A 23,127-nucleotide genomic window follows, 5' to 3' on the forward strand; every position below is an offset into this window, starting at 1 on the left:
TGTGATATGGTATCAACCACCAGTCAAATCAATAAATTTATAGAATTTGTAGCAGTTCTGGGAGATCTGATCATTCTGAATCTGGTATTGTTCTTTCTCCTTTTCTTTTGGGAGGAAGTATTTGTCTCTTTACCTTTTTCTTGTAGGGTTTCATGGATGATGACTTTGTTAAGTCTCTGTTATCTGGCCTGTTCGGGCTCCCGTGGGAGGGTTTGGGACAGCCGGGGAATTCGTCCTGACCAACTTGTGTTGCGTGTATTGAAGAATATTATAGCTTTTTCCATCTTTTGGGCATGTATTATGACTTTTAGTGGAATCTCTATCTATTCTCCTCTTTTCTTTGTTGCCTATTTCTCTTTTCTCTTTGTCATTCTAAGTATTTATCGCATTATTATCCGTCATTTTCTAATAATCTATTGTACGAAAGGTAAGCATAGACGTTATGCCGTTTTTATAGGTGGAGGCAATAATATGCAGGTTTTGTATGAAGAGATGGAGAATTCTCTGGCGTCTTCTCTATATGAAGTCGTAGGCTATTTTGATATTAAACCGAATGATGGCCTTTCTTCTCAATGTTCTTATTTGGGTGATCCTGACGGTTTTTCGGATTTTATGTCTGCACACCCGGGAATCAAACATGTTTTTTGTTCTTTGTCGATGGAGGAGGGGCGTTATAATTTTTCTATTATGAATCACTGTGAGAACCATCTTCTTTATTTTCATGGTGTTCCTAATGTTTGTAAAGGTTTTCCTCGTCGTATTTGGCACAGTATGGTTGGTAATATGCCTATTTTGAATTTGCGTTATGAACCTTTGAGTAAGATGGAGAACCGTATATTGAAACGGATATTTGATGTTGTTTTCTCCAGTCTTTTTTTAGTTACTGTTTTTCCTTTTATCTATCTTATAGTAGGAAGTATTATAAAATTAACTTCTCCCGGTCCTGTATTCTTTAAGCAAATGCGTACAGGTTTGAATGGTGTGGATTTTGTGTGTTACAAATTTCGATCCATGAAAGTGAATGATGAAGCTGACAGTAAACAGGCTACGGCTGATGATCCCCGTAAAACTCGTTTTGGGAACTTCCTTCGCCGTTCTAATATAGACGAACTTCCTCAGTTTATCAATGTCCTTAAAGGTGATATGTCACTAGTAGGTCCCCGTCCTCACATGTTGGCTCATACGGAGACTTATGCCCGGTTGATTGATAAATACATGGTGCGACATTTTATAAAACCTGGAGTGACCGGCTGGGCTCAGACGCATGGTTTCCGTGGTGAAACGAGGGAACTTTCGCAGATGGAGGGACGTGTTAAAGCTGATATTTGGTATATGGAGCACTGGACATTGCTGCTTGACTTATATATTATTTATAAGACTGTGGAGAATGTTATCATTGGGGAAAAAAATGCATATTAATATGTAGATAATTGAATGTCTATGTTGGTTAGAAAACGTTTTGAGTTTGTTGATATTGCTAAAGGTATATGTATCTTGCTTATTATAAGAGGCCACATTAATTACTCATTTTTTCCAGAGTGGGTCAATGAGAATGAGTTTTATACAATTTGGTATGTGTCTGGGTTCTATCTTATTGGTGGCTTTTTCTTGAAAGAAGCTGATTTGCTAAATCCAAAAGTTCTTTTGAAAAAGAAGATACCTGCATTGTATCTTAAATCTTTATACTTTTTCTTGCCTGCTACACTATTGCATAATTATCTATTGCAGATAGGGTATTATCCAGCTTCGATAAAACCTTTTACAACTCTTACTGATTGGGGAAGAGCGTTAGGTAAAGTTTTTATGGGAATGAGTTTTGAAAAATTGGTTGAGCCCCTTTGGTTTGCTTTAGCATTGTTTTATGGATTAGTATTCCTTTCTATTATGGCTTATGGATTAAAAAGTATCAATAAATATAGTCATATGAATATGTTTATCGTTTCATTAATAGCGTGTGCAATATCTGGTTACATTTCCAATTATACAGATATTCATTTTCCTCCAAGAATAGCTACAGCGGTATCTTCAACTGTTTTGATCTATTTAGGGTATTTGATATTTAATAGTAGCTATAAGTCTTTCAATAATAAGTATATATTTGTGATATCTTTAGTGATTCTACTATCTTATACTTATACCATAGGTGCAGCACCTGGGCTGTTGATAGGAATGATTGTTAATGAATATCCGGATATTATTACGTTACTTATCGGAACATTGGCTGGCGTATATTTTATTTGCTATCTTAGCTGTTACTTAGAACATTCAGTTTTAGGGGTAATTTTAGCTCATTGTGGTAAGGAGTCATTTTACCTTATGGCGCTTCACATTATGTTTATTCGCTTGCTGGCTATTCTATTGTCCAAGTATCCCATATGTGGCATTAGTATAGATGACTTTACTTTTAATACGAACTTCATAGGTTTCTTTATATTATTTTTGGGTTCAATAGTCCTAACATTTATTTCGATTACCCTTGTGCGTAGGATAAAAAGATTGATTTGTAAAATAGGGTAATTGTGATGAACCTTAAGTATAATATTAGAATGATTTGTGGAAAATTAGAGTACGAGTTAGGACGATCTCATGTATTTATTTATAGATTACTTTGTATATGATTTTTTTATAAAAAATGGTTGGCATAAAGATAGATATACGCAGACTGTAGGTAAATCTTTTTGGGGAATGTTATTTTATGAACAATATTAAAAGCAAGGCATCGAAATCACTCTTTTGGCGTAGTGTGGAGAAATTCTTAGTGAATGGAAGTCAATTTGTTATTAGTCTTGTATTAGCAAGACTACTGCTGCCATCTGATTATGGTACAATAGCTCTTCTCACTATATTTATTGCTTTATCACAGGTTTTGATTGAAGGAGGTTTCTCGCAAGTTATTATTCAAAAACAAGATAGGGATTCATTGAGTTTCTCCACGATGTTTTGCTGTAATATATTTACAGCACTGCTTTTGTATCTGATTATATATATTATAGCACCTAATATCGCTTCTTTTTATAATTTGCCGGAACTAACCTCTGTAATGAGAATCTATTGTATTACTCTTGTCATCAATTCATTGTATATAGTGAAGAAGACGCAGTTGATAATGGATCTTAAGTTTAAGGTGCAAGCTTATATCACGTTTATTTCAGTTGCAATTAGTGGGATATTTGGTATTATTTTGGCAGTATATAATTATGGTGTTTGGGCTTTGGTCTTTCAACAAATATGTAATTCCATTCTGCTGTGCTTACTGTTCAATCGCTTTGATATGTCTTTATATTCATTCCATTTTTCGGCAGAAAAATTTAGAAACTTGTTTATGAAAGGTTCAAGATTGTTGGTTGCTAACATTCTCCAATCGGTCTATTCAAGTTTATATTCTTTGATAATAGGAAAGTTTTTTTCTCCTAAGGAGCTGGGATTGTTTACAAGAGGAAATCAGATGGGGCAAATTGTACCATCGAATGTCACAGATATTTTTAGTAATACGATGTATCCCATTTTTTGTCAGGAACGTCAAACGGAAGATTTTAAGCAGATTTATACTCGATATATCGGTTTGGTTTGTTTTGTGTTTTTTCCTTGTATGGTATTGTTGTCTACAATTTCGTTCCCTTTGATTGATATACTATTAGGTGATAATTGGTTGGATTGTGCTTCTTATATGAAGATATTGTGCATTGCATATATGTTTGACCCTCTGATGAGACTGAACGCTATGATACCCACTATTATGGGGGAGACAACAACTACACTGAAATGTGAAATGGTAAAAAAAGTGGTAGCTGTTACAATATTGGTGGTAGCTACGTCCCACTCAGTACTTGTCGTTTGCTATGGTATTGTACTATATTCCCTAATAGATATAATAATCTCCACTAAGTTCAATAAAATTTATATGGGAATAACTATTTGTGGAATATTCCTAAGTATAAAGAATGCATTAATAGTATCCATTATTCAGTTTGCAGTCATTTCGTTTGTAGTAAGTGAGATAAACAACCCATTCCTTTCTATTCTAGTGGCAGTCATTTTAAGTTTGATAATAGTGTTGTTAACAGCAGTTTTGTTACGCTTTAAGGAATTGGGCTTTTTGGTGAATTTTGTGAGAAATAAAATACTAAGGAAAACTTGTTAATATGAAAAATATACTGATCTTTTTTCGATTTTTTCCTTCTGTGGGTGGAACCGAACGAGTCTTTACAATTTTAGCTAACTCATTCATAACTAATGGCTATGATGTTCATATAGTAAGCATAGAGAAGAGTTTGGATGTGCCAATGTTCTATCTGGATAAACAAGTGAAGTGCAGTATTCTTCCCCATAAGAATGTAGCATGCCAAGAAAATATAAGGACTTTACACTCTTATCTCATAGATAATGAAATTGATTACATTATCAATAATGATTCAATAAAAGAAGCTGTAAAATTGTGCTCAGAAGCAAAAGAGAATACAAATATAAAATTAGTTACTATCCATCATGGTGACATTGTATACAAAAAAGAGTATATATATCTGATGGCTCAACAAGGAAGTGGATTGAGACGCTTCTTGAAAAATCTTTTTTTTCCGTTGTATTTGAAATATCAAAATCATAATAGAAGAAAGAATCATAAATTCAATTTATTGAAGTCTGATAAGTATATTCTTCTTTCTAATACATTTAAGAAATATCTTCCTCAAAATGATAAAATCATGGCAATAAATAATCCATTGTCATATATGCGTGAGGAATTTAATGGTACAAAGGAGAATATGGTTATCCATGTAGGACGTTTATCAGAGCCTAATAAAAGAGTCTTGTTGTCTTTGAAAATATGGTCTATAGTGGCTGATAAGCATCCTGATTGGAAATATTACATTGTTGGAGATGGTGAAGACAGAGGTTTGATAGAAAATTTCATTCAGGATAATAACATTCCTAATGTTGTACTTACAGGAAAAACAGAGAGCTTGCAATACTATAAGCGGGCAAAGATCCTGATTATGACATCGGCTTTTGAGGGATGGGGGCTAGTCATAAATGAAGCTATGCAGAATAATTGCGTGCCTATAGTAATGTATTCTTTTGATTCATTACCAGACATTATTGCGGACCAAGAAAACGGATTTATTTCACCCAATAATGACATAGAAGTTTTCGCTGATAAGCTGGACAGATTGATGAGTGATGAAATGATGTGGGCTGATATGTCTAAGAAGGCTTATATATCTACAGCAAGATTTATTCCGGAAAATATAATCAAGCAGTGGATTGATATGCTAAATACGTTATAAAAATGAAGAAAATATTGTTTATCAATAACTATGATTGTTTGACACCATATAAACAGCATGTCATGCCAGGTCACCATCAGTTTGGAATGGAATTTCTGAATGAAGATCCTGATTACGAGGTGTATTATTATTTTTGTAAAATATTCCCTAAAAATAGCAAAGAATATTATTTGAAAGAGTTTTTTCAATTCTTGAAATTATATATACTTTCATTCAAGTTTGATATAGTGTATGATGCATTGGGATGTGAACAACGATATTTTGGCTTTCTGAACCGTTTTCACATGTTCAAACCTTATTATATGTTAGTGTTTCATCATCCTCCATTTGAGAAAAGACTAAAGTATTGTAAATACGATCATATTATTTTTGAGTGTGAGTATTATTATAAAAAGATGTGCCGTATGTTTCCCACGCAAGCAGATAAAATGAGTTTGTGTGTATGGGGGCCTGATCTATCTTTTTATCCACAAATAGACTTAAATTTTGATGAGCCAATTCTGATTAGTAATGGTCGTACTAACAGAGATCATAATTTGCTTGTTGATGCGGCTACTTATGCAAAAGTGCATACGGTAATTGTGTCAGATGAAAAGCATATTCCATCTAATTTTACAGACGACAATCAATACGTCGAAATATGCAAACAGAATGTATTGAATGACAAGAAGATGGTCGAACTTTTATGTAAGTGTTCGATAATGGTAATACCCACTTTCCCTTCAGAAGAGTTATTGGGGCCTATTGGTAATACGAGTTTTTGTGACGCTACTGCATTGGGTATGCCGTGCATTGTAGCATCAAATACATTGATGGCAGAGAATGTAATGAAATTTAAATTGGGACTGGTCTATAATGTGGGGGATTTGAATGATTTAACCGAGAAGATAACATATTGTATAGAACATCCTGATACCTTGAAAGAGATGAGTCGGAATATAAAAAAGTTTGGGCGAGAAAATGATAGCTTGAAGTTTGCTATGGTGGTAAAGAATATAGTTGATAGTTTTAATTAATAGAATCATTATGATTTAAATACCTTATTGTGAGGATGAAGATCACTAACTTAAGATTGAACTATTATATTCTAATATTGGGTTTATTATTCGGTGTTGTATTTTATGATGTTATACAGTTTAATTTAGGCTTTAGCTATACAGATGAAATATTGGCTGTTATTCTATTTTTTTATTTATTACTTAATCCAAAACGTATAAAACGAGAATTTTTATTTTTCTTATGCCTTGCTATTTTTTATTTAGCTCATAGTATATATGATCAGCATAATATTTTACCCGCAATTTTTACAGACTTTTTTATTCAGGTTAAACCTTTTATTGCATTTTATGCTGTCTATAGTTTAAATTTTAGAATTAGTGAAAAACATGAAAAGAAAATTGCTAAATTGAGCTTAGTCTGTGCATTCCTTTTACTTCCTGTTGGTTTATTAAATCCAGGTGGAGGTCCATTGATGGATCAGTTTGGTGGATATTCAAGATATGCGACTATCATGATTGTATTAGGCACCACCTATATTATTTATGCAAGACAGTACAAGAGAAAATTGTATATAACATTGGTGATATATTCAATAGGTTTGTTGTCATTGCGATCTAAAATGTTTGGTTTCTATATTGCATTTGTTTGTGTTATGTTTTTATGGAAGAAAGTTTCAGTAAAGAAGTTAGTCTCTTTGAAAATGGTGATTTTGTTTTCATTTATGATAATAGCTGTCATTTATGTTGCAAAAGAAAAAATTGAGTTCTATTTTATTGATGGATTGTTTGCGGATAATATGTTTGCTCGCCCTTTACTCTATGTAAAAGCTATAGATATTCTCAATGATTTTCCTTTTTTTGGTACAGGCTTTGGTAGTTATGCAACATTTGCGTCTGCTGAATACTATTCGCCACTTTATTATACTTATGATTTATATATAAGTCCAGAGATCGGTAGAGGACTATATATCAGTGATTCTTATTTCCCTGTATTTGCTCAATTTGGATATGTTGGATTCGTGCTTTTTGTATGTTTTTGGTTTCGTCTTTTAAAGATTGCGAAAACAAATTTTGAGATCTATAATAATGAATTATTGTTTAAATTGACAATTCTAATTTTTATTTTTTTCATAATCGAATCTATTGTGGATAGCACATTTACTCATAATAGAGGTATGGTAATGTTGATGCTTTTAGCTGTTATTCTGAATAATAAATATGAAGCAAAAGATGTACTTATTACTTCAGAACCAAATTAACTGATTAAATAATAGTTCTTGAATTTATATACGATAAAATAATTTTATTATTATCCATGATAGTAAGAAGTAAAGCTCCTCTGCGGTTAGGTCTTGCAGGAGGTGGTAGTGATGTATCACCATATAGTGATATTTATGGTGGGTTGATACTAAATGCAACAATCAATCTTTACACATATTGTACTATAGAAGAAACTGATGACGGTATGATTACTATTGATAGTGATGATTCTCATTGTCATAAAAGTTTCCCAAAGGGCGAGTATTTGAATATTGATGGAGAGGCTAGTCTTATTAAAGGTGTGTATAATCGTGTGATAAGAGATTTCGATATTAGCCCTCGTAGTTTTAAAATCACAACCTATAACGATGCTCCGGCTGGCTCCGGGCTTGGGACATCATCAGCTATGGTGGTGTGCGTTTTGAAAGCTTTTATAGAGTGGCTAGGATTACCGCTAGGTGATTATGAAACATCTCGTTTAGCTTATGAGATCGAGAGAAAGGACTTGAATCTTTCTGGAGGAAAACAGGATCAATATGCAGCAGCTTTTGGGGGGTTCAACTATATGGAGTTTCTTCAGAGTGATCTTGTAATAGTTAATCCTCTCAAGATTAAGCGCTGGATAGTTGATGAGTTGGAAGCGTCTATGGTGCTCTATTTTACAGGTGCTTCTCGCAGTAGTGCGGCAATTATTGACCAACAAAAGAAGAACACTTCTTCTGGCAATGAAAAAGCAATAGAAGCTATGCATAGGATTAAGAAAAGTGCTATTGATATGAAATTTGCATTATTGAAAGGTGATATGCAAGAATTTGCTCGCATTCTCGGAGAAGGTTGGGAAGATAAGAAAAAAATGGCAGATGCTATAACCAATCCGATGATTCAAAATGTATTTGATACAGCCATGTCTGCCGGGGCACTTGCAGGGAAAGTTAGTGGTGCCGGTGGTGGAGGTTTTGTGATGTTGATGGTTGAGCCAACTCGTAAAAAGGAAGTAATTGATGCGTTGAACAGACTTGATGGTTTTGTTATGCCTTTTCAATTTACTGAGGGAGGTGCTCATGGATGGAAAATTTATTCTACAGATAAAGTGAAATGATATGGAACAAAAGTTGATGAAGCATATAGATTTACTAATGGAACGATATCCTGTGCTTGAGTGTTGCAAGAATGATATAATAGATGCTTTTGACCTGTTGGATGATACCTATAGTAAAGAGGGAAAAATGTTAATATGTGGTAACGGAGGCAGTGCAGCTGATGCAGAGCACATGGTGGGCGAACTGATGAAAGGATTTAAGATTTCCCGAAAATTATTATCAAACGAGGTTGATAACTTACAAAAAATAGATCCGGACATGGGTGGGGTCTTAGCTGAAAATTTGCAAGGTGCATTACCGGCAATAACATTGGAAGGGCATCCTGCGCTTTTTACAGCCTATATGAATGACTGTGACCCATTGCTTTGTTTTGCTCAACAAGTGAATGGACTCGGCAAACAGGGTGATGTGCTGTTTGGAATATCTACTTCAGGAACTAGCAAGAATATTCTTTATGCGGCAGTTACAGCCAAATCAAAAAGGATGAAGGTAGTAGGACTTACTGGTGCTAAAGATAGTAAACTATCAGCTTTAGCGGACATCTGTATTCAAGTTCCAGAAACAGAAACATATATGGTACAAGAATTGCATTTGCCTGTATATCACTGTTTGTGCTTAATGTTGGAAGAAAAATTCTTTGGATAAACAATCTTATGGAAGTTATAATATTGGCTGGCGGGCTTGGGACAAGGCTGCGCAGTGTTGTGGATAAGGTGCCCAAATGTATGGCTCCGGTTGCAGGTAAGCCTTTTTTGTGGTATATATTAAAATATCTAACAAGATATAATGTGACTCATGTAATTCTATCTGTAGGTTATTTACGGGAGGTTATTTATAAATGGATCGATGAAGTGAGAAATGAGTTTCCTTTTGCGTTTGATTATGCAGTTGAGAAGGTTCCTCTTGGTACAGGCGGTGGTATTAGATTGGCATTACAGCAATCTGTGGCAAATGAGGTGATAATATTGAATGGAGATACATTTTTTGATGTGAATTTGATACATCTAATGGAAGAGCATAGGCGTATGGATAGTAGCTTAACTGTTGCTCTTAAGCCGATGACAGAGTTCGATCGCTATGGTGCTGTGGAATATTCCGGTGATGGGCGTATTATAGCTTTTCATGAGAAGGTTTATTGTAAACAGGGACTAATTAATGGAGGCGTATATGTGATTGATAAGTTAAAACTGTCTCTGGATAATCAACCTGAAAAATTTTCTTTTGAATCTGCAGTGATGGAAAAACAGTGTCAATATGGTAATCTTTATGGGGTGATTTCGAATGGATATTTCAGAGATATTGGTGTACCGGAGGATTACAAACAAGCTAATGACGATTTTAAAACGATGTTTTAATATGCAACTGAAAGATATTGATATATCAGGCTATGATACTTTATTACTTGACCGTGACGGAGTGATTAATAAACTTCGCTCGAACGATTATGTGAAATGTTGGGAAGAATTTGAATTTGTGCCCGGAATATTTGAAGCCTTGAGCAAATGGAGTAAGCATTTCAAATATATATTCATTGTTACTAATCAAAGAGGGGTCGGTAAAGGTGTGATGAGTGAACAAGATTTATTGAAAATTCATCAAAGAATGTGTGAAGAGATTATTGCTCATAAAGGAAGAATAGATAAGATCTATTATTGTACTGCATTAACGGAAGAAGATAACCGAAGGAAACCAGGAAACGGTATGTTTCTGGATATAATACGTGATTATTCAGAGATTGTCAAAGAGCGTTGTTTGATGATTGGAGATAGTGATAATGACATGAAGTTTGCTGAAAATTGTGGAATTAGAGGTGTTAGAGTATGAATCAAAAAAATACAATTATTTATTTTGGAATGGGCTGCTTTACTGATACGGATGTCACAGTAGTAAAGCAACTCCAAAAAGAATATAGTGTTCATTGGTATGTATTGCATCAGCCACATGATCCGTATCCGGTACCTTTTTATGCTGATTTTGTAAAAAATAGTGGAGTGAAGTTACATATGCTTCATATTACTAACAGAAGAAGGAGTTTTAAGGTGCTTGAGTTAATGTTTAAGACTTTTACAGAGATCGTAGAATTGTCACCTTCTTTAATATACTCTTGTTGTTTTGACTTTTATTTTTCATTAGCATATCTGATAAAAGCGAAATCAATACCTTTAGCTTTTGGCGTACATGATGTTATACAACATTCCGATAATAGGAATTCTATATTTTATCATTTATCATATCGTTTTTCTTTATTTGTTGGTGATATGTTTCTGCAATTTTCAAGTAATCAAAATAGAGTGTTTAAGCAACTCTATCCAAAATTGAAAAGCTCTATGGTGGGTATGAGTATTAAAGACTTTGGAGAAGCGAAAGGAGAAAAACATATATTTGATAATTCAACTATTAAAATTCTATTTTTTGGTTCAATTCAATATTATAAGGGATATGATTTGCTGATTAATGCTTTTGAGAAAATCTTAAATATGGGTATCAATAACATTAGGCTTTCATTCTTGGGTGAGTGTACACCTAAAAATGAATTGTACTTAAAATCCTTGATAAAAAGTTATGATAAGTATAGTTTGAGATTGCATTTTATTAATAATGATGAAATTCCTCAAATCTATAATGAACATGATTTGGCAATATTTCCATATCGAGAAGCTACACAGTCTGGTCCCTTAATGATAGCTATAAATTACTGTTTGCCAATCATTGCAGCTAATCATTCGTGTTTCGCAGATATCTTGGGACATGCAGACTATTCTATTTTATATGATTCTAATAATAATAATGCATTAATTGAAATATTGCAGAATGTTTCAAGGATGTCCAATACTGATTATCAACGTTTAAAAGATAAAGCTATTGAATTGAATAAACAATATTCAGAAGAGGTTATAGTGGATAATTACATAAAAGTTTTTAATGAACTCATAAAATGTAACTAATATTTTTAGCATATAGTCGCGCTAAGGCATACATTAGGCTGCTGATTAACTTGAAAAATAGATAAAAAAACTATAATGAATATATTAATAATAAATCCAATTCTTTTCATTGCCGAGGATATGAACATTTATATAATAAATCTTGATTGATCTTTTGAGTGTTGATATAATTGTGAGAATGAATCTTTTGATTAAATAATAATGAAAATTCTTATTTTAAACAGTATTCTTTTTACTGCAGAGACGGATATTCCCCAAGTGAAAACAATAAAAGATACAATGATATATGGGGTATGTATGGGATTTGTAAAGTTGGGGCATCAAGTTACTTTAGCAGCTGCAAACGAATATCGTCCTATAAGAGAAGAAGATTATGATTTTGATGTGAGATTCTTTTCATCTGATTATACAAAATTGTGTAAGCCATCTGTATTACCATATAGTAAAACGATGAAACGATATCTCAAAGAATGTCATAAAGAATTTGATATGATTATTTCTAGTGAGGTATTCCAATTTCAGTCACTTTATGCAGCAATGATGTGCCCAAAGAAGACATTGATTTGGCAGGAGCTCACTACACATCAAAATAAGTTGTATCAGATCCCATCTAAGATATGGTATAACATTATTGCTCGATTCTTTATGCGGAAGATCATGGCTGTAATACCTCGTTCTCGGATGGCATATGACTTTGTAAGTCATTATATGCCTCGTGTTTCGAGTATCATTGTAGATCATGGCATTGACATTGATAAATTTGTGTTATTTACAAAAAAGAAGCGCCAAGTTATCAGTTCTTCACAACTAATCCTGCGTAAAAATGTGGATAGTATTATTCATATTTTTGCAAAGTTTCATCAAATGAGAAATTATGAGGATATCAAGTTGTTGATTGCTGGGAGAGGAGAAGAAGAAACAAATTTAAAACATCTTGTTGATGATTTGGGATTGCAAAATTGTATTGAGTTTGTTGGTTTCTTGTCGCAAAGTAAGTTGAATGAATATATCCGAGAGTCATTGGCTTTTTTGGTGAATACTCGAAAAGACTTAAATATGGTTTCAATTCCTGAGGCTATTATATCTGGTACCCCCATCCTAACCAATTTGAAACCTGCTTCTTCAGATTACATTATAAACTATGATTTAGGTATCGCTAAGGATAATTGGAATGAAATGGATATGAAGTTGCTTGTGGACAAAAATGAAGAATATGTAGGAAATTGTATAAAGTATAGAGAATATTTTACAAACATGCATTCTGCTAAACTCTTCTTGGAAATATTTGGACAAAAATAGTTCTTCAACTATGTTTATTACTCTAAGATGAACTATGTATTAATTAGTAACTTTTGCTTTATTAGCTATTATGAAAATTTTGTTAGTGAATAAGTTTTACTATCGTCGCGGTGGTGATTGCATATATATGCTTAATCTTGAACAACTGCTTAAGACCCATGGACACGATGTGGCAGTGTTTGCTATGGATTATCCAGAGAATATTGAGACTGAGTGGAAACGGTATTTTCCTAATGAAATTAAGTTTACTCCCGGAGTAGGTATGCTCGAAACTTTTATGCGTATGTTTGGTTTAGGTGAAGTGAAGAGGAAATTTAATTCTTTACTTAATGATTTCAAGCCGGATGTGGTACACCTGAATAATATTCATACACAATTATCACCAGTGATAGCTCGTTTGGCTTATGAACGAGGAATTAAAGTTATTTGGACGTTGCATGATTACAAACTGCTTTGCCCAAGGTATGATTGTCTTCGTAATGGGAATAAAGTATGTGAGGAGTGTTTTGCTGATAAACATAAAGTTTTGGAATATAAATGCATGAAAAACTCCAAATTGGCAAGTATGCTTGCATATAAAGAGGCGATGAAATGGAGTCGTGAAAAGTTAGAAAGTTACACGGATGCATTTATTTGTCCAAGCCAGTTTATGCAACATAAAATGGCTCAAGGTGAATTCGATAGAAAAAAGATGTATATTCTTTGTAATTTTATTGATATTGAAAGGACTAGGAGAGACTCTTATGATAAAGAGGACTACTATTGCTTCATAGGAAGGTTATCTTTTGAGAAAGGAATCGAAACATTGATAGAGGCTGCCCGGACTCTTCCTTATCATTTGAAAATTATAGGTGGTGGTCCACTGGCAGATATTTTAAAAGAAAAAGCAAAAGGGGCAAATATTGAATTTACAGGTTATAAAGAATGGCCTGAAATAAAGGAAATAGTGGGTAAAGCACGTTTTAGTGTAGTTCCATCAGAGTGGTATGAAAATAATCCTCTAAGTGTGATTGAAGCTCAATGTCTGGGTACTCCAGTTTTAGGAGCTAATATTGGTGGTATCCCTGAATTAATAAAAGAAGGAGTAAATGGAATGTGTTTTGAAAGTCGCAATATTATGGATTTGAAGAATAAAATCGAAAAGATGTTTATATTAAATGTAGATTATAAACAACTTGCAAAAAGTTCTCAGATACGTTATTCATCTGAGAAACATTACAATGAATTATTAGAGCTGTATCAGCAATGAATGTAGGAAAAGAAGCTAAAATATATTGGATATCAATTTTGCAGGGCTGGAGTATGCTCTTAGTAGTCATAGGACATGTCACGTTAACCAATATATTCGAGAATCCGGCAACTCCTGTTAGTACAGAAGTTGAACGGATTATCTACGGCTTTCATATGCCTTTATTTATGTTTATATCAGGAGGTTTATTTTATTATACAAAAATCAGGAAAGGTAAAAAATACGGAGTTACTATCAGGGATAAGGCAAAGAGGTTATTGGCTCCTTTCATCTTTTTCACACTAGCTACTTTTGTTCTGAAGTATATATTTAATCCGTTGATGAAAAGACCAGTCGAACTGTCTTTCAAACAAATAATCAATAGTATTCTTTATCCAGCTTCAAATCCTTTAGGAGAAATGTGGTTTATAATAACTCTTTTTATAATATTTCTTTTTTATCCTGTTTTTAAATGGTCATTGCAGTGGAATAAATGTATAGTAAGTGTGTGGATAACTGCATTATTATTGAATCTGTTTTTTCCTAAAGATATAGAGATTCTTTGTTTTTCGCAAGTAGCTTATTATTTGGTTTATTTTTATTCGGGGCTACTCTTTTTTAAGTTTGATGCTTATAAATATACCGATACAAAATGCTTTTTTGTAGTTTCTCTTATGTTTTTTGTCCTTTTTAATATACTTGTACTTCCTGTCATTTTCTTAACCTTTACAGGGATAGCTTTCTCTGTTGCTTTATGTTTACTCTTATCCCATTATTGGACTCGCCTCTTTTCAAGTTTTAGGGATTATACCTTTCAGATTTTTTTAATGGGTCTGTTTTTTCAAATGGGAATAAGATTTCTATATGCAAAATTAGATAACGAATTATTATACTGGCCTTTATATGTGTTGAGTATATTGTTAGCTCTTTACATGCCTGTTTTAATATCAAAGATGATTCAAAAAATAGAAAGCCCATTCATACATCAATGTTTTGGACTATAAAATATTACTATTTCTTTAATTATATAAACAATGTCAATTAATATTCCCCAACCTACGGATATGTGCATCATCACAACTTATCGTTGTCCGATGCGCTGTAAAATGTGTAATATATGGGAACATCCGACCGATAAAAGGAAGGAAATAACTCCCGAAGAAATCCAATTGTTACCTTCTGTAAAGTTCATCAATCTAACCGGTGGCGAACCGTTCATTCGTGAAGATCTGGATCAAATAGTAGAAGTGTGTTTCACAAAATCTCCTCGCGTGGTTATATCGACTTCTGGTTGGTATGAGGACCGGGTAATAGCCCTGGCTAAGAAATTTCCTAATATTGGTATCCGCATTTCTATCGAAGGGCTTAGTTGTAAAAATGATGAGCTTAGAGGACATGCGGGAGGTTTCGACAAAGGACTTCGGACTTTGCTTACATTAAAAGATATGGGTGTGAAAGATATAGGTTTCGGTTGTACTGTTTCCAACAACAACTCTAAAGATATGCTTTCTCTTTATCAACTATCCCGATCTTTGGGTATGGAATTTGCCACAGCTGCTTTTCATAACTCTTATTATTTTCACAAAGATGATAATGTAATAACTAATAAGGAGGAGGTCTGTGGGGATTTTGAAAAACTGATAAATCTGCAACTTAAAGAAAAACATCCTAAATCATGGATGCGGGCTTTTTTCAACATGGGACTAATCAATTATATAGAAGGTTCACGGCGTATGCTGCCCTGTCAAGCTGGCGAAATGAACTTTTTTGTAGAGCCCTATGGTGATATTTATCCCTGTAATGGTTTAGAAAAGAAGTATTGGAAAAAGAGTATGGGGAATATTCGTGAGACTCCCAATTTCAAAGAAATATGGGAAGGGGAACAAGCAGAACAAGTACGCCAAATGGTACGCCGTTGCCCTAAAAACTGCTGGATGGTAGGAACGGCTTCACCTGTGATGCATAAATATATAAAGTATCCGCTGAAATGGGCTTTAAAAAATAAATTACGGAGTTTGCAGGGAAAAGCTGCTTGTTTGGACAAATGTTGGTATAACGTGGGACAAGATCCTTCTCAAAGAGATTTGCGGGACGTTTTTTGATTATAGAATACATATACTTTATGCTAATTTAATGAAGATCTTCGTTATCGGAACTCGCGGTATCCCTGATATTTTGGGCGGCGTTGAAACGCATTGCCAAGAGTTATTTCCTCGAATTGCTGAAATGGGCTTTGATATAACGATAATACGTCGAAAATGTTATGTGAAAGATACCGTGACTGAATACAAACATGTGAGGTTGATTGATATAGAAACTCCTAAGAAGAAATCGTTTGAAGCAATCGTACACACTTTTAAAGCTATTCTTAAGGCTAAATCCCAAAATGCTGATATTGTTCATATTCATGCTATTGGTCCAGCTTTACTTGTACCTATAGCTAGATTATTAGGAATAAAGGTTGTGTTTACTCACCATGGTCCTGATTATGATCGTGACAAATGGGGCTTTTGGGCTAAAACAATGCTGAAATTAGGGGAGCGTATGGGAACGATTTTTGCTAATGAAGTAATTGTTATATCTGAAGTCATTAATGATCTTTTAGTGAGAAAATATGGTAGAAAAGACTGTCATTTGATTTACAATGGAGTTCCGGAACCTGAGGTTTGTGATTTTCCTGAGTATTTTAATGAATTGGGGATTGAGAGAGGAAAGTATATTTTAAGTATGTGTCGGTTTGTCCCTGAAAAAAAACTTCATCACTTAGTAGAAGCTTTTGCTGGAATAGGAGCAAATGACTATAAACTGGTATTGGCAGGAGATACGGATTTTGAGGATGATTACTCACGCAGTTTAAAAAAAATGTCGAGAGAATGTGGAGTTGTATTAACCGGTTTCATAAAAGGACGAAAATTACATTCTTTACTTACTAATGCATGTTGTTTTGTTCTTCCGTCTTCACATGAAGGGTTGCCTATCGCATTATTGGAAGCGATGAGCTATAAGTTGCCAGTTATTGTAAGCAATATTCCAGCAAATATGGAAGTAGGACTGCCTTATCCATGTTATTTCAAAATAGGGGATGTAGGGCAACTACAAAAAAAACTGGAAAAGCAGATGGGACAAGGTCTGTGTCGGATAGAGTACGATATGAGTTTATATAATTGGGATGTGATAGCAAAACAAGTGGTAGATGTATATAGATTGGCATTAAAATAATATCTTCCAATAGAATATTAGTTAGCTAGTGCTAATATAATATGTATGATAAAACGATTCGTTCAGGCTACAAGAACTTTCTTTAATGGGTAAAATGTCTCTTTATAATTTTATCGAGGCTTGTATGATAAAATGGGTAGGAGTGATGAAATATCATACTGAAGATAGTAAGTGGATAGAATAAATGATATAATGAACAAAAATAAATTAGGTATATAATAAATGTTGAAAATGTTGAGATGTAATAAACACGTGAGTGTTTCGTATGTGAGATGAAAAAAAATGTAGGTCCCTAGCTTCATGCTGTAAAGGCATGATTCTCCTACATTGTGGATTGGAAATCGTACGACGGTACATTTCTAATTTACGCCCTGACATCGGAGGTTAAAGCCGATGTGAATTTCCCACTATATCAACTGTCTGTGAAGATCGTTGATATTTAAAAATGAATCACAAGCTATAAATATAAAAGAATATGTAGGTCCCTAGATTCATGATGAACTCATGAAATCCCTACATTTTGCAGGTTGGAAATAATACAGCGGTATATTTCTAACTTGACCCTCATATCGGCTTAAAAGCTGATATGTATCTATATGTGAAATATACCGATTGTCCGTGAGGATGGTTGGTATATTGCGTTTTAAGGGGTTGGTGTACAGAAGAAGTGAGCATAATCAATGCAAATCTGATATTTTTTTGTAGCTTTGTAACAAAACTAACAGATATGGAAGATTTGCAAAGATTATATCCACTTGGGATACAAACATTTTCAAAGATACGGGAAGGGAATTATCTCTATATTGATAAGACAGCATATGTTTACAGGATGACTCATTCAGCTTCCGGATATATGTTTTTGAGCCGTCCACGGCGTTTTGGAAAGTCATTGCTCACTTCTACATTACACAGTTATTTTTCGGGTCGTAAGGAACTGTTCCATGGATTAGCTATAGAGAAGTTAGAGAAAGAATGGACGGAGTACCCGGTACTGCATTTCGACATGAGTATGGCAAAGCATGTGGATAAAGACAGATTAGAACGTCTTCTGGATTTTATGCTTTCAGATTATGAGCGTACATACGGAATTAATGTGGAAGGTGGGGATGCTAATTTGCGCTTGACAAATCTTATTAAATGTGCTTATGAACAGACTGGTAAAAAAGTAGTTGTGCTTATAGATGAGTATGATGCTCCTTTGTTGGATGTGGTGCATGAACATGATAATTTGGGTACATTGCGCAATATCATGCGTAATTTTTATAGTCCGTTAAAGGCTTGTGACCCTTATCTGCGTTATGTATTTTTGACCGGTATAACAAAATTTTCTCAACTTAGTATATTTAGTGAGCTGAATAATATAGAGAATATTAGTATGGATGAGCCTTATGCTGCCATTTGTGGTATTAGTGAGGACGAAATACGCTCTCAGATGAAAGAAGATGTGGAGGAATTGGCGAGGAGGATGGAGATAACTTCGGAAGAAGCTATGAATGAATTGAAAGAGAATTATGACGGTTATCATTTCACTTATCCGTCTCCTGATATGTATAATCCTTTTAGCCTGCTTACAGCTATGGAAAAGGGGAAGATTGATTCTTATTGGTTTGGCAGCGGTACGCCTACATATTTGATACAAATGCTAAAAAAATTCAATGTAGAACCTTCTGAAATCGGGAATAATCATGCCGAAGTTTCTGCCTTCGATGCTCCTACTGAAACAATGACTGATATTATCCCGTTATTATATCAGAGTGGCTATATTACGATAAAGGATTATGATAAAACTCTGGATTTGTATACACTGGATATTCCTAACAAGGAAGTGCGGTTGGGTTTGATGAAGAGTCTTTTACCTAATTATGTCGCCAGCAAAACGCGGGAAACTACCACGATGGTGGCTTATCTCTCTCGTGATATTCGGAATGGTGATATGGATGCGGCGTTGCGTCGTCTACAAACATTTTTGTCTACTATTCCTTACTGCGACAACACCCGATATGAGGGTCATTATCAACAGATGTTTTATATCATATTCAGTTTGTTGGGTAACTATGTAGATGTGGAAGTGCGTACTCCCCGTGGTCGTGTGGATATGGTATTGCGCACCAAGACTACATTGTATGTGATGGAATTAAAGCTGGATAAGAATGCGGATGAAGCGATGGAACAGATTGACTTGAAAAATTATCCTGAACGTTTTGCTTTATGCGGGTTGCCGATAGTAAAGGTTGCCGTAAACTTTGATAGTGAACGGTATACAATAGGAGAATGGAAGATAGAATAGATGGTTAAAGAATACAAAAAAAGAGCAAACTCATAATATTCCTAAATCTTTCCAGAATCTGTATCGTTATTTGTAGCATAGAATAAAGTATAGTATTAATGCTAAAAGAATAACGATTATGAAGAAAATTCTATCTTTACTTGTGTTGGCTATTGTAGCCGTACAGTTTTCATTTGCAAAAGATGTAATTACCAAAGACATGAATCAGTTACCGCTTCCGGCACGTAATTTTATCAATGGTAATTTTACAAAACCACAGATTGCTCATATCAAGATTGATAAAGATATGATGGAGTCTATCAAGTATGAAGTAGTATTGATGGATGGTACGGAAATTGATTTTGACAGTAAAGGCAACTGGGAAGAGGTAAGTGCAAAGAAAGGACAGGTTGTTCCTGTTAGTATTATTCCGGGATTTGCTGTCAATTATTTGAAGTCTCATAATTTTGTGAACGAAGGAGTGACCAAAGTCGAACGTGACCGCAAAGGATATGAAATAGAATTGTCTACCGGACTTTCTTTCAAATTTGATAAGAAGGGAAAGTTTATCAAGGCTGATGATTAACTGAAGATTTGTGATAAATAGACCTAAACAAGAAGATAGCTATGTGGAGATTTAAGTTTAGCGCTTGGGCAGTGGTATTGATGATGACTGCTCTTTCGTTTGGCGCATGTGATAATGACGATGATGATACTTTTGTTCCGCCCAGTAATATTACGGAAGCTTTAAAACAGGTATATCCGGCTGCCCAGAATGTAGAATGGGAGATGAAAGGTGCCTATTATGTAGCTGACTGTTGGGTAAGTAATGACGAACTAGAGGTTTGGTTTGATGCCAATGCCAATTGGGTGATGACGGAAAATGAACTGAATAGCATAGACCAGCTGGTGCCGGCAGTTTATACGGCTTTCATGGATTCCAAGTATAATGCATGGGTAGTGACGGATGTGTATGTGTTGACTTTTCCACAAAATCCGATGGAGTCTGTGATTCAAGTGAAGCAAGGTAGCCAACGCTATGCGCTTTATTTCTTACAGGAAGGCGGATTGCTACATGAAAAAGATATTAGCAATGGAGACGATACAAATTGGCCGCCGATTGAATAGTTTTTAATCATAAAAATCAAAACGGGCTATTTCTATAAAAGGAATAGCCCGTTGTTTTTTATAATTACATTTGTTTATAATCCTTAGCTAACCCTCCTTCACTTGTTTCTTTGTAAAGTGATGGAAGGTCGTGTCCGGTTTGTTTCATTACTTGCACAACTTTGTCGAAAGAGACACGGTGCATACCATCGGTGAAAGCTGAATAAAGATTAGCATCCAGCGCACGTGCAGCGGCGTATGCATTTCGTTCGATGCAGGGAATTTGTACCAATCCGCATACCGGGTCGCAAGTCATTCCCAGATGGTGTTCCAATCCCATTTCTGCTGCATACTCAATCTGTGCCGGGCTACCTCCGAATAATTGATTAGCGGCAGCCGAAGCCATTGCGCAGGCAACGCCTACTTCTCCCTGGCAACCTACTTCTGCTCCGGAAATAGATGCATTGAATTTGACAATGTTGCCAAACAATCCGGCAGTGGCTAACGCGCGTAGAATGCGCATATCACTGAAATCACGGCTTTTCTGGAGATGATATAGTACGGCAGGCATCACTCCGCAGGAACCACAGGTAGGAGCGGTCACAATTTTTCCACCGGAAGCATTTTCCTCACTTACTGCCAAAGCATAAGAAAAAACAAGTCCTCTTGATTGGAGGGATTGTTTATATCCGGTAGCACGTATATAATAGGTAGAAGCTTTTCGTCTAAGGTTGAGTGGGCCGGGAAGTACTCCTTCCGCTTCCAGTCCACGGTGAATGGCATCTTTCATGGTGGCCCACACTTCAGCCAGATAATCCCATATATCTTCTTCCTCACATTCCTTCACGTATTCCCAATAACTTTTTCCGGTATCTTCACACCATTGAAGTATTTCGGTCATGTTTTCCATGCCATATACATCCGGACTTTCGATGGTCGGATTATCATTATTTTCTGCCAGTGCACCGCCGCCAATACTGTAAACAGTCCAGTTTTCCTGCACTTTATCATTACTGTCCAGAGCTGCAAATGTCATTCCGTTGGGATGGAACGGTAGGAAGACTTTGGGCTGCCATACAATTTCTACCGGAGCGATGGGTTGTAAAGTGTCTATAATAGCTACATCCGTCATGTGCCCTTTGCCTGTAGCTGCTAAACTGCCGTAAAGGGTTACTTTAAAAGATGCGGCATCCGGATGACGTTCCAGAAACATTTCGGCAGCTTTGCGTGGTCCCATTGTGTGGCTACTGGAAGGTCCTGTACCTATTCTATATAGCTCTTTAATTGATTTCATGACTAATGATGTGTTTTTGTTAATACCATTTCTTTTTTCTGAAGTACAAATATACAATAATACCGATAATTGCCATTATAATCCAGGCAAATAAATACCCGTACTGCCATTCCAGTTCCGGCATCCATTTGTAATTCATTCCCCATACTCCAACCAGAAATGTCAAAGGGATAAAAATAGTGGATACGATGGTCAGCCTCTTCATGATATCGTTCATACGCAAATCATTATTGGAGATATAAAGATCGACTAATGAAGAAAGCGTTTCCCGGCAGATTTCGATGGTTTGTAATACAAATTGCAAGTGGTCGTTTACATCATTGAAAAAAGCACGGTTCACTTTATGGATGAGCAGGTTTTCTGCCCTCAGTAGCTTTATATATTGTTCTTTTAAGGGGAGAATTGCTTTTTTCATTAGCATATATTGGCGTCGTAATGCCTGAATCTGGATACCGATGTCGTCTCCGCTGGTGATGGTTAGCAATTCTTCTTCCAAATCTTCGAGTGCGTCATCGATGGAAGAGATGGTTGAAATGTAGTTTCCCATCACGCTGTTGAGCAGTACGCTAAGTAGATAATCTGTTTGACGGCTGCGTATCTTCAGAACATCATTACGCAAGGCAGAACTGACATCATCAAAGAAATCAGTTTCTTTTTCGAGGAAAGTCAGTACATAATTATTTCCTATGATAAGGCAGACTTGCTGTTGGAGCAGTTCGTCCAGTTCATTTTCTTCTTTATGTTCGTTCGGATAGAATATCTTTAAGATCAGGACAATGTATTTATCATGTTCTTCTATCTTGGTCGGATGATCCGCATTTAATATATCTTGTAAGACAAGGAAGTCTATTTCGAAATGACTGCAAATTTCCCGGATAGTTTCTGTGTTTTTCATTCCGTGTATTTGTAGCCAGTTGATTTGATCGTTGTTTAGCGTACCTTTGATGGCTTGAAAAGTATCACTAGAACTTTCCTGCATCTCGGTAGCATTGTAAGTACAAAGATGTAAATGGGTAGGAGTAAGACTTTCTCCTGTATAAATAAGCTTTTCGCTTAACAGATTATTCTTCATGCTTTATTCTCGTTTTAGAAAACCACTGTAACAAAGGTAGTGGTTTTCTAAATGAGA

Annotated in this window: 21 protein-coding genes; 19 read left to right on the plus strand and 2 right to left on the minus strand. The window is 35.0% G+C overall.

Annotation, left to right across the window (positions count from 1 at the left end):
* The first annotated feature begins 6 nt into the window (after positions 1-6).
* From H8796_RS13850 to H8796_RS13940, 19 genes are all read left to right on the plus strand, one after another.
* A complete protein-coding gene (locus H8796_RS13850) occupies positions 7-1,419 on the plus strand; it encodes an undecaprenyl-phosphate glucose phosphotransferase (RefSeq protein ID WP_117932008.1) in 1,413 nt (470 codons plus the stop codon).
* Between the two features lie 21 nt (positions 1,420-1,440).
* Entirely contained in the window at positions 1,441-2,517 is a 1,077-nt protein-coding gene (locus H8796_RS13855) for an acyltransferase family protein (protein WP_117932010.1), read from the plus strand.
* A 178-nt stretch (positions 2,518-2,695) separates the two neighbouring features.
* Complete coding sequence (locus H8796_RS13860) at positions 2,696-4,141, plus strand: lipopolysaccharide biosynthesis protein (protein WP_117932012.1); 1,446 nt, start codon at positions 2,696-2,698, stop codon at positions 4,139-4,141.
* 1 nt (position 4,142) lies between these two features.
* Entirely contained in the window at positions 4,143-5,282 is a 1,140-nt protein-coding gene (locus H8796_RS13865) for a glycosyltransferase (RefSeq protein ID WP_117932014.1), read from the plus strand.
* A gap of 2 nt (positions 5,283-5,284) precedes the next feature.
* On the plus strand, positions 5,285-6,298 hold the full coding sequence (locus H8796_RS13870) for a glycosyltransferase (protein ID WP_117932016.1): 1,014 nt from the start codon (positions 5,285-5,287) through the stop codon (positions 6,296-6,298).
* Positions 6,299-6,333: 35 nt separating this feature from the next.
* Positions 6,334-7,539: an O-antigen ligase gene (locus tag H8796_RS13875; protein ID WP_117932017.1), complete on the plus strand. Its 1,206-nt coding sequence runs from the start codon at positions 6,334-6,336 to the stop codon at positions 7,537-7,539.
* Positions 7,540-7,595: 56 nt separating this feature from the next.
* Positions 7,596-8,639 (plus strand): dehydrogenase, encoded by a 1,044-nt coding sequence (locus tag H8796_RS13880; RefSeq protein WP_117932019.1) that lies wholly within the window; start codon positions 7,596-7,598, stop codon positions 8,637-8,639.
* A gap of 1 nt (position 8,640) precedes the next feature.
* Entirely contained in the window at positions 8,641-9,285 is a 645-nt protein-coding gene (locus tag H8796_RS13885; protein ID WP_199488049.1) for an SIS domain-containing protein, read from the plus strand.
* Between the two features lie 8 nt (positions 9,286-9,293).
* Positions 9,294-9,995 carry a nucleotidyltransferase family protein gene (locus H8796_RS13890; RefSeq protein ID WP_117932021.1) on the plus strand — a complete coding sequence of 234 codons (702 nt, stop codon included), beginning with the start codon at positions 9,294-9,296 and terminating at the stop codon, positions 9,993-9,995.
* 1 nt (position 9,996) lies between these two features.
* Positions 9,997-10,464, plus strand: coding sequence for an HAD-IIIA family hydrolase (locus H8796_RS13895; protein WP_117932023.1), 468 nt, complete (start codon positions 9,997-9,999; stop codon positions 10,462-10,464).
* Positions 10,461-11,585, plus strand: a complete 1,125-nt coding sequence (locus tag H8796_RS13900; RefSeq protein WP_117932024.1) for a glycosyltransferase family 4 protein — start codon at positions 10,461-10,463, stop codon at positions 11,583-11,585. Before H8796_RS13895 ends, H8796_RS13900 begins: the two co-directional genes overlap by 4 nt.
* Before the next feature lie 201 nt (positions 11,586-11,786).
* On the plus strand, positions 11,787-12,884 hold the full coding sequence (locus H8796_RS13905) for a glycosyltransferase (protein ID WP_233530423.1): 1,098 nt from the start codon (positions 11,787-11,789) through the stop codon (positions 12,882-12,884).
* Between the two features lie 70 nt (positions 12,885-12,954).
* Positions 12,955-14,133, plus strand: a complete 1,179-nt coding sequence (locus H8796_RS13910; RefSeq protein ID WP_117932026.1) for a glycosyltransferase — start codon at positions 12,955-12,957, stop codon at positions 14,131-14,133.
* A complete protein-coding gene (locus tag H8796_RS13915; RefSeq protein ID WP_117932028.1) occupies positions 14,130-15,116 on the plus strand; it encodes an acyltransferase in 987 nt (328 codons plus the stop codon). The genes H8796_RS13910 and H8796_RS13915 overlap by 4 nt, the downstream gene beginning before the upstream one ends.
* Before the next feature lie 30 nt (positions 15,117-15,146).
* Positions 15,147-16,214, plus strand: coding sequence for a radical SAM/SPASM domain-containing protein (locus tag H8796_RS13920; RefSeq protein ID WP_117971856.1), 1,068 nt, complete (start codon positions 15,147-15,149; stop codon positions 16,212-16,214).
* 31 nt (positions 16,215-16,245) lie between these two features.
* Positions 16,246-17,331 carry a glycosyltransferase family 4 protein gene (locus H8796_RS13925; protein WP_117932033.1) on the plus strand — a complete coding sequence of 362 codons (1,086 nt, stop codon included), beginning with the start codon at positions 16,246-16,248 and terminating at the stop codon, positions 17,329-17,331.
* A 727-nt stretch (positions 17,332-18,058) separates the two neighbouring features.
* Positions 18,059-19,618: an ATP-binding protein gene (locus tag H8796_RS13930; RefSeq protein ID WP_117932035.1), complete on the plus strand. Its 1,560-nt coding sequence runs from the start codon at positions 18,059-18,061 to the stop codon at positions 19,616-19,618.
* Positions 19,619-19,736: 118 nt separating this feature from the next.
* Positions 19,737-20,183, plus strand: coding sequence for a PepSY-like domain-containing protein (locus tag H8796_RS13935; protein WP_117971858.1), 447 nt, complete (start codon positions 19,737-19,739; stop codon positions 20,181-20,183).
* Between the two features lie 41 nt (positions 20,184-20,224).
* A complete protein-coding gene (locus tag H8796_RS13940) occupies positions 20,225-20,725 on the plus strand; it encodes a PepSY-like domain-containing protein (RefSeq protein ID WP_117932091.1) in 501 nt (166 codons plus the stop codon).
* Between the two features lie 64 nt (positions 20,726-20,789).
* Here the strand turns inward: H8796_RS13940 and H8796_RS13945 are convergent, their stop codons facing one another.
* Positions 20,790-21,998 (minus strand): L-serine ammonia-lyase, encoded by a 1,209-nt coding sequence (locus tag H8796_RS13945; protein WP_117932093.1) that lies wholly within the window; start codon positions 21,996-21,998, stop codon positions 20,790-20,792.
* A 19-nt stretch (positions 21,999-22,017) separates the two neighbouring features.
* On the minus strand, positions 22,018-23,070 hold the full coding sequence (corA, locus tag H8796_RS13950; RefSeq protein WP_004302250.1) for a magnesium/cobalt transporter CorA: 1,053 nt from the start codon (positions 23,068-23,070) through the stop codon (positions 22,018-22,020).
* Positions 23,071-23,127: the final 57 nt, after the last annotated feature.

The sequence above is a fragment of the Bacteroides sp. M10 genome (genome assembly GCF_014334015.1).
Taxonomy (GTDB): Bacteria; Bacteroidota; Bacteroidia; order Bacteroidales; family Bacteroidaceae; genus Bacteroides; species Bacteroides intestinigallinarum.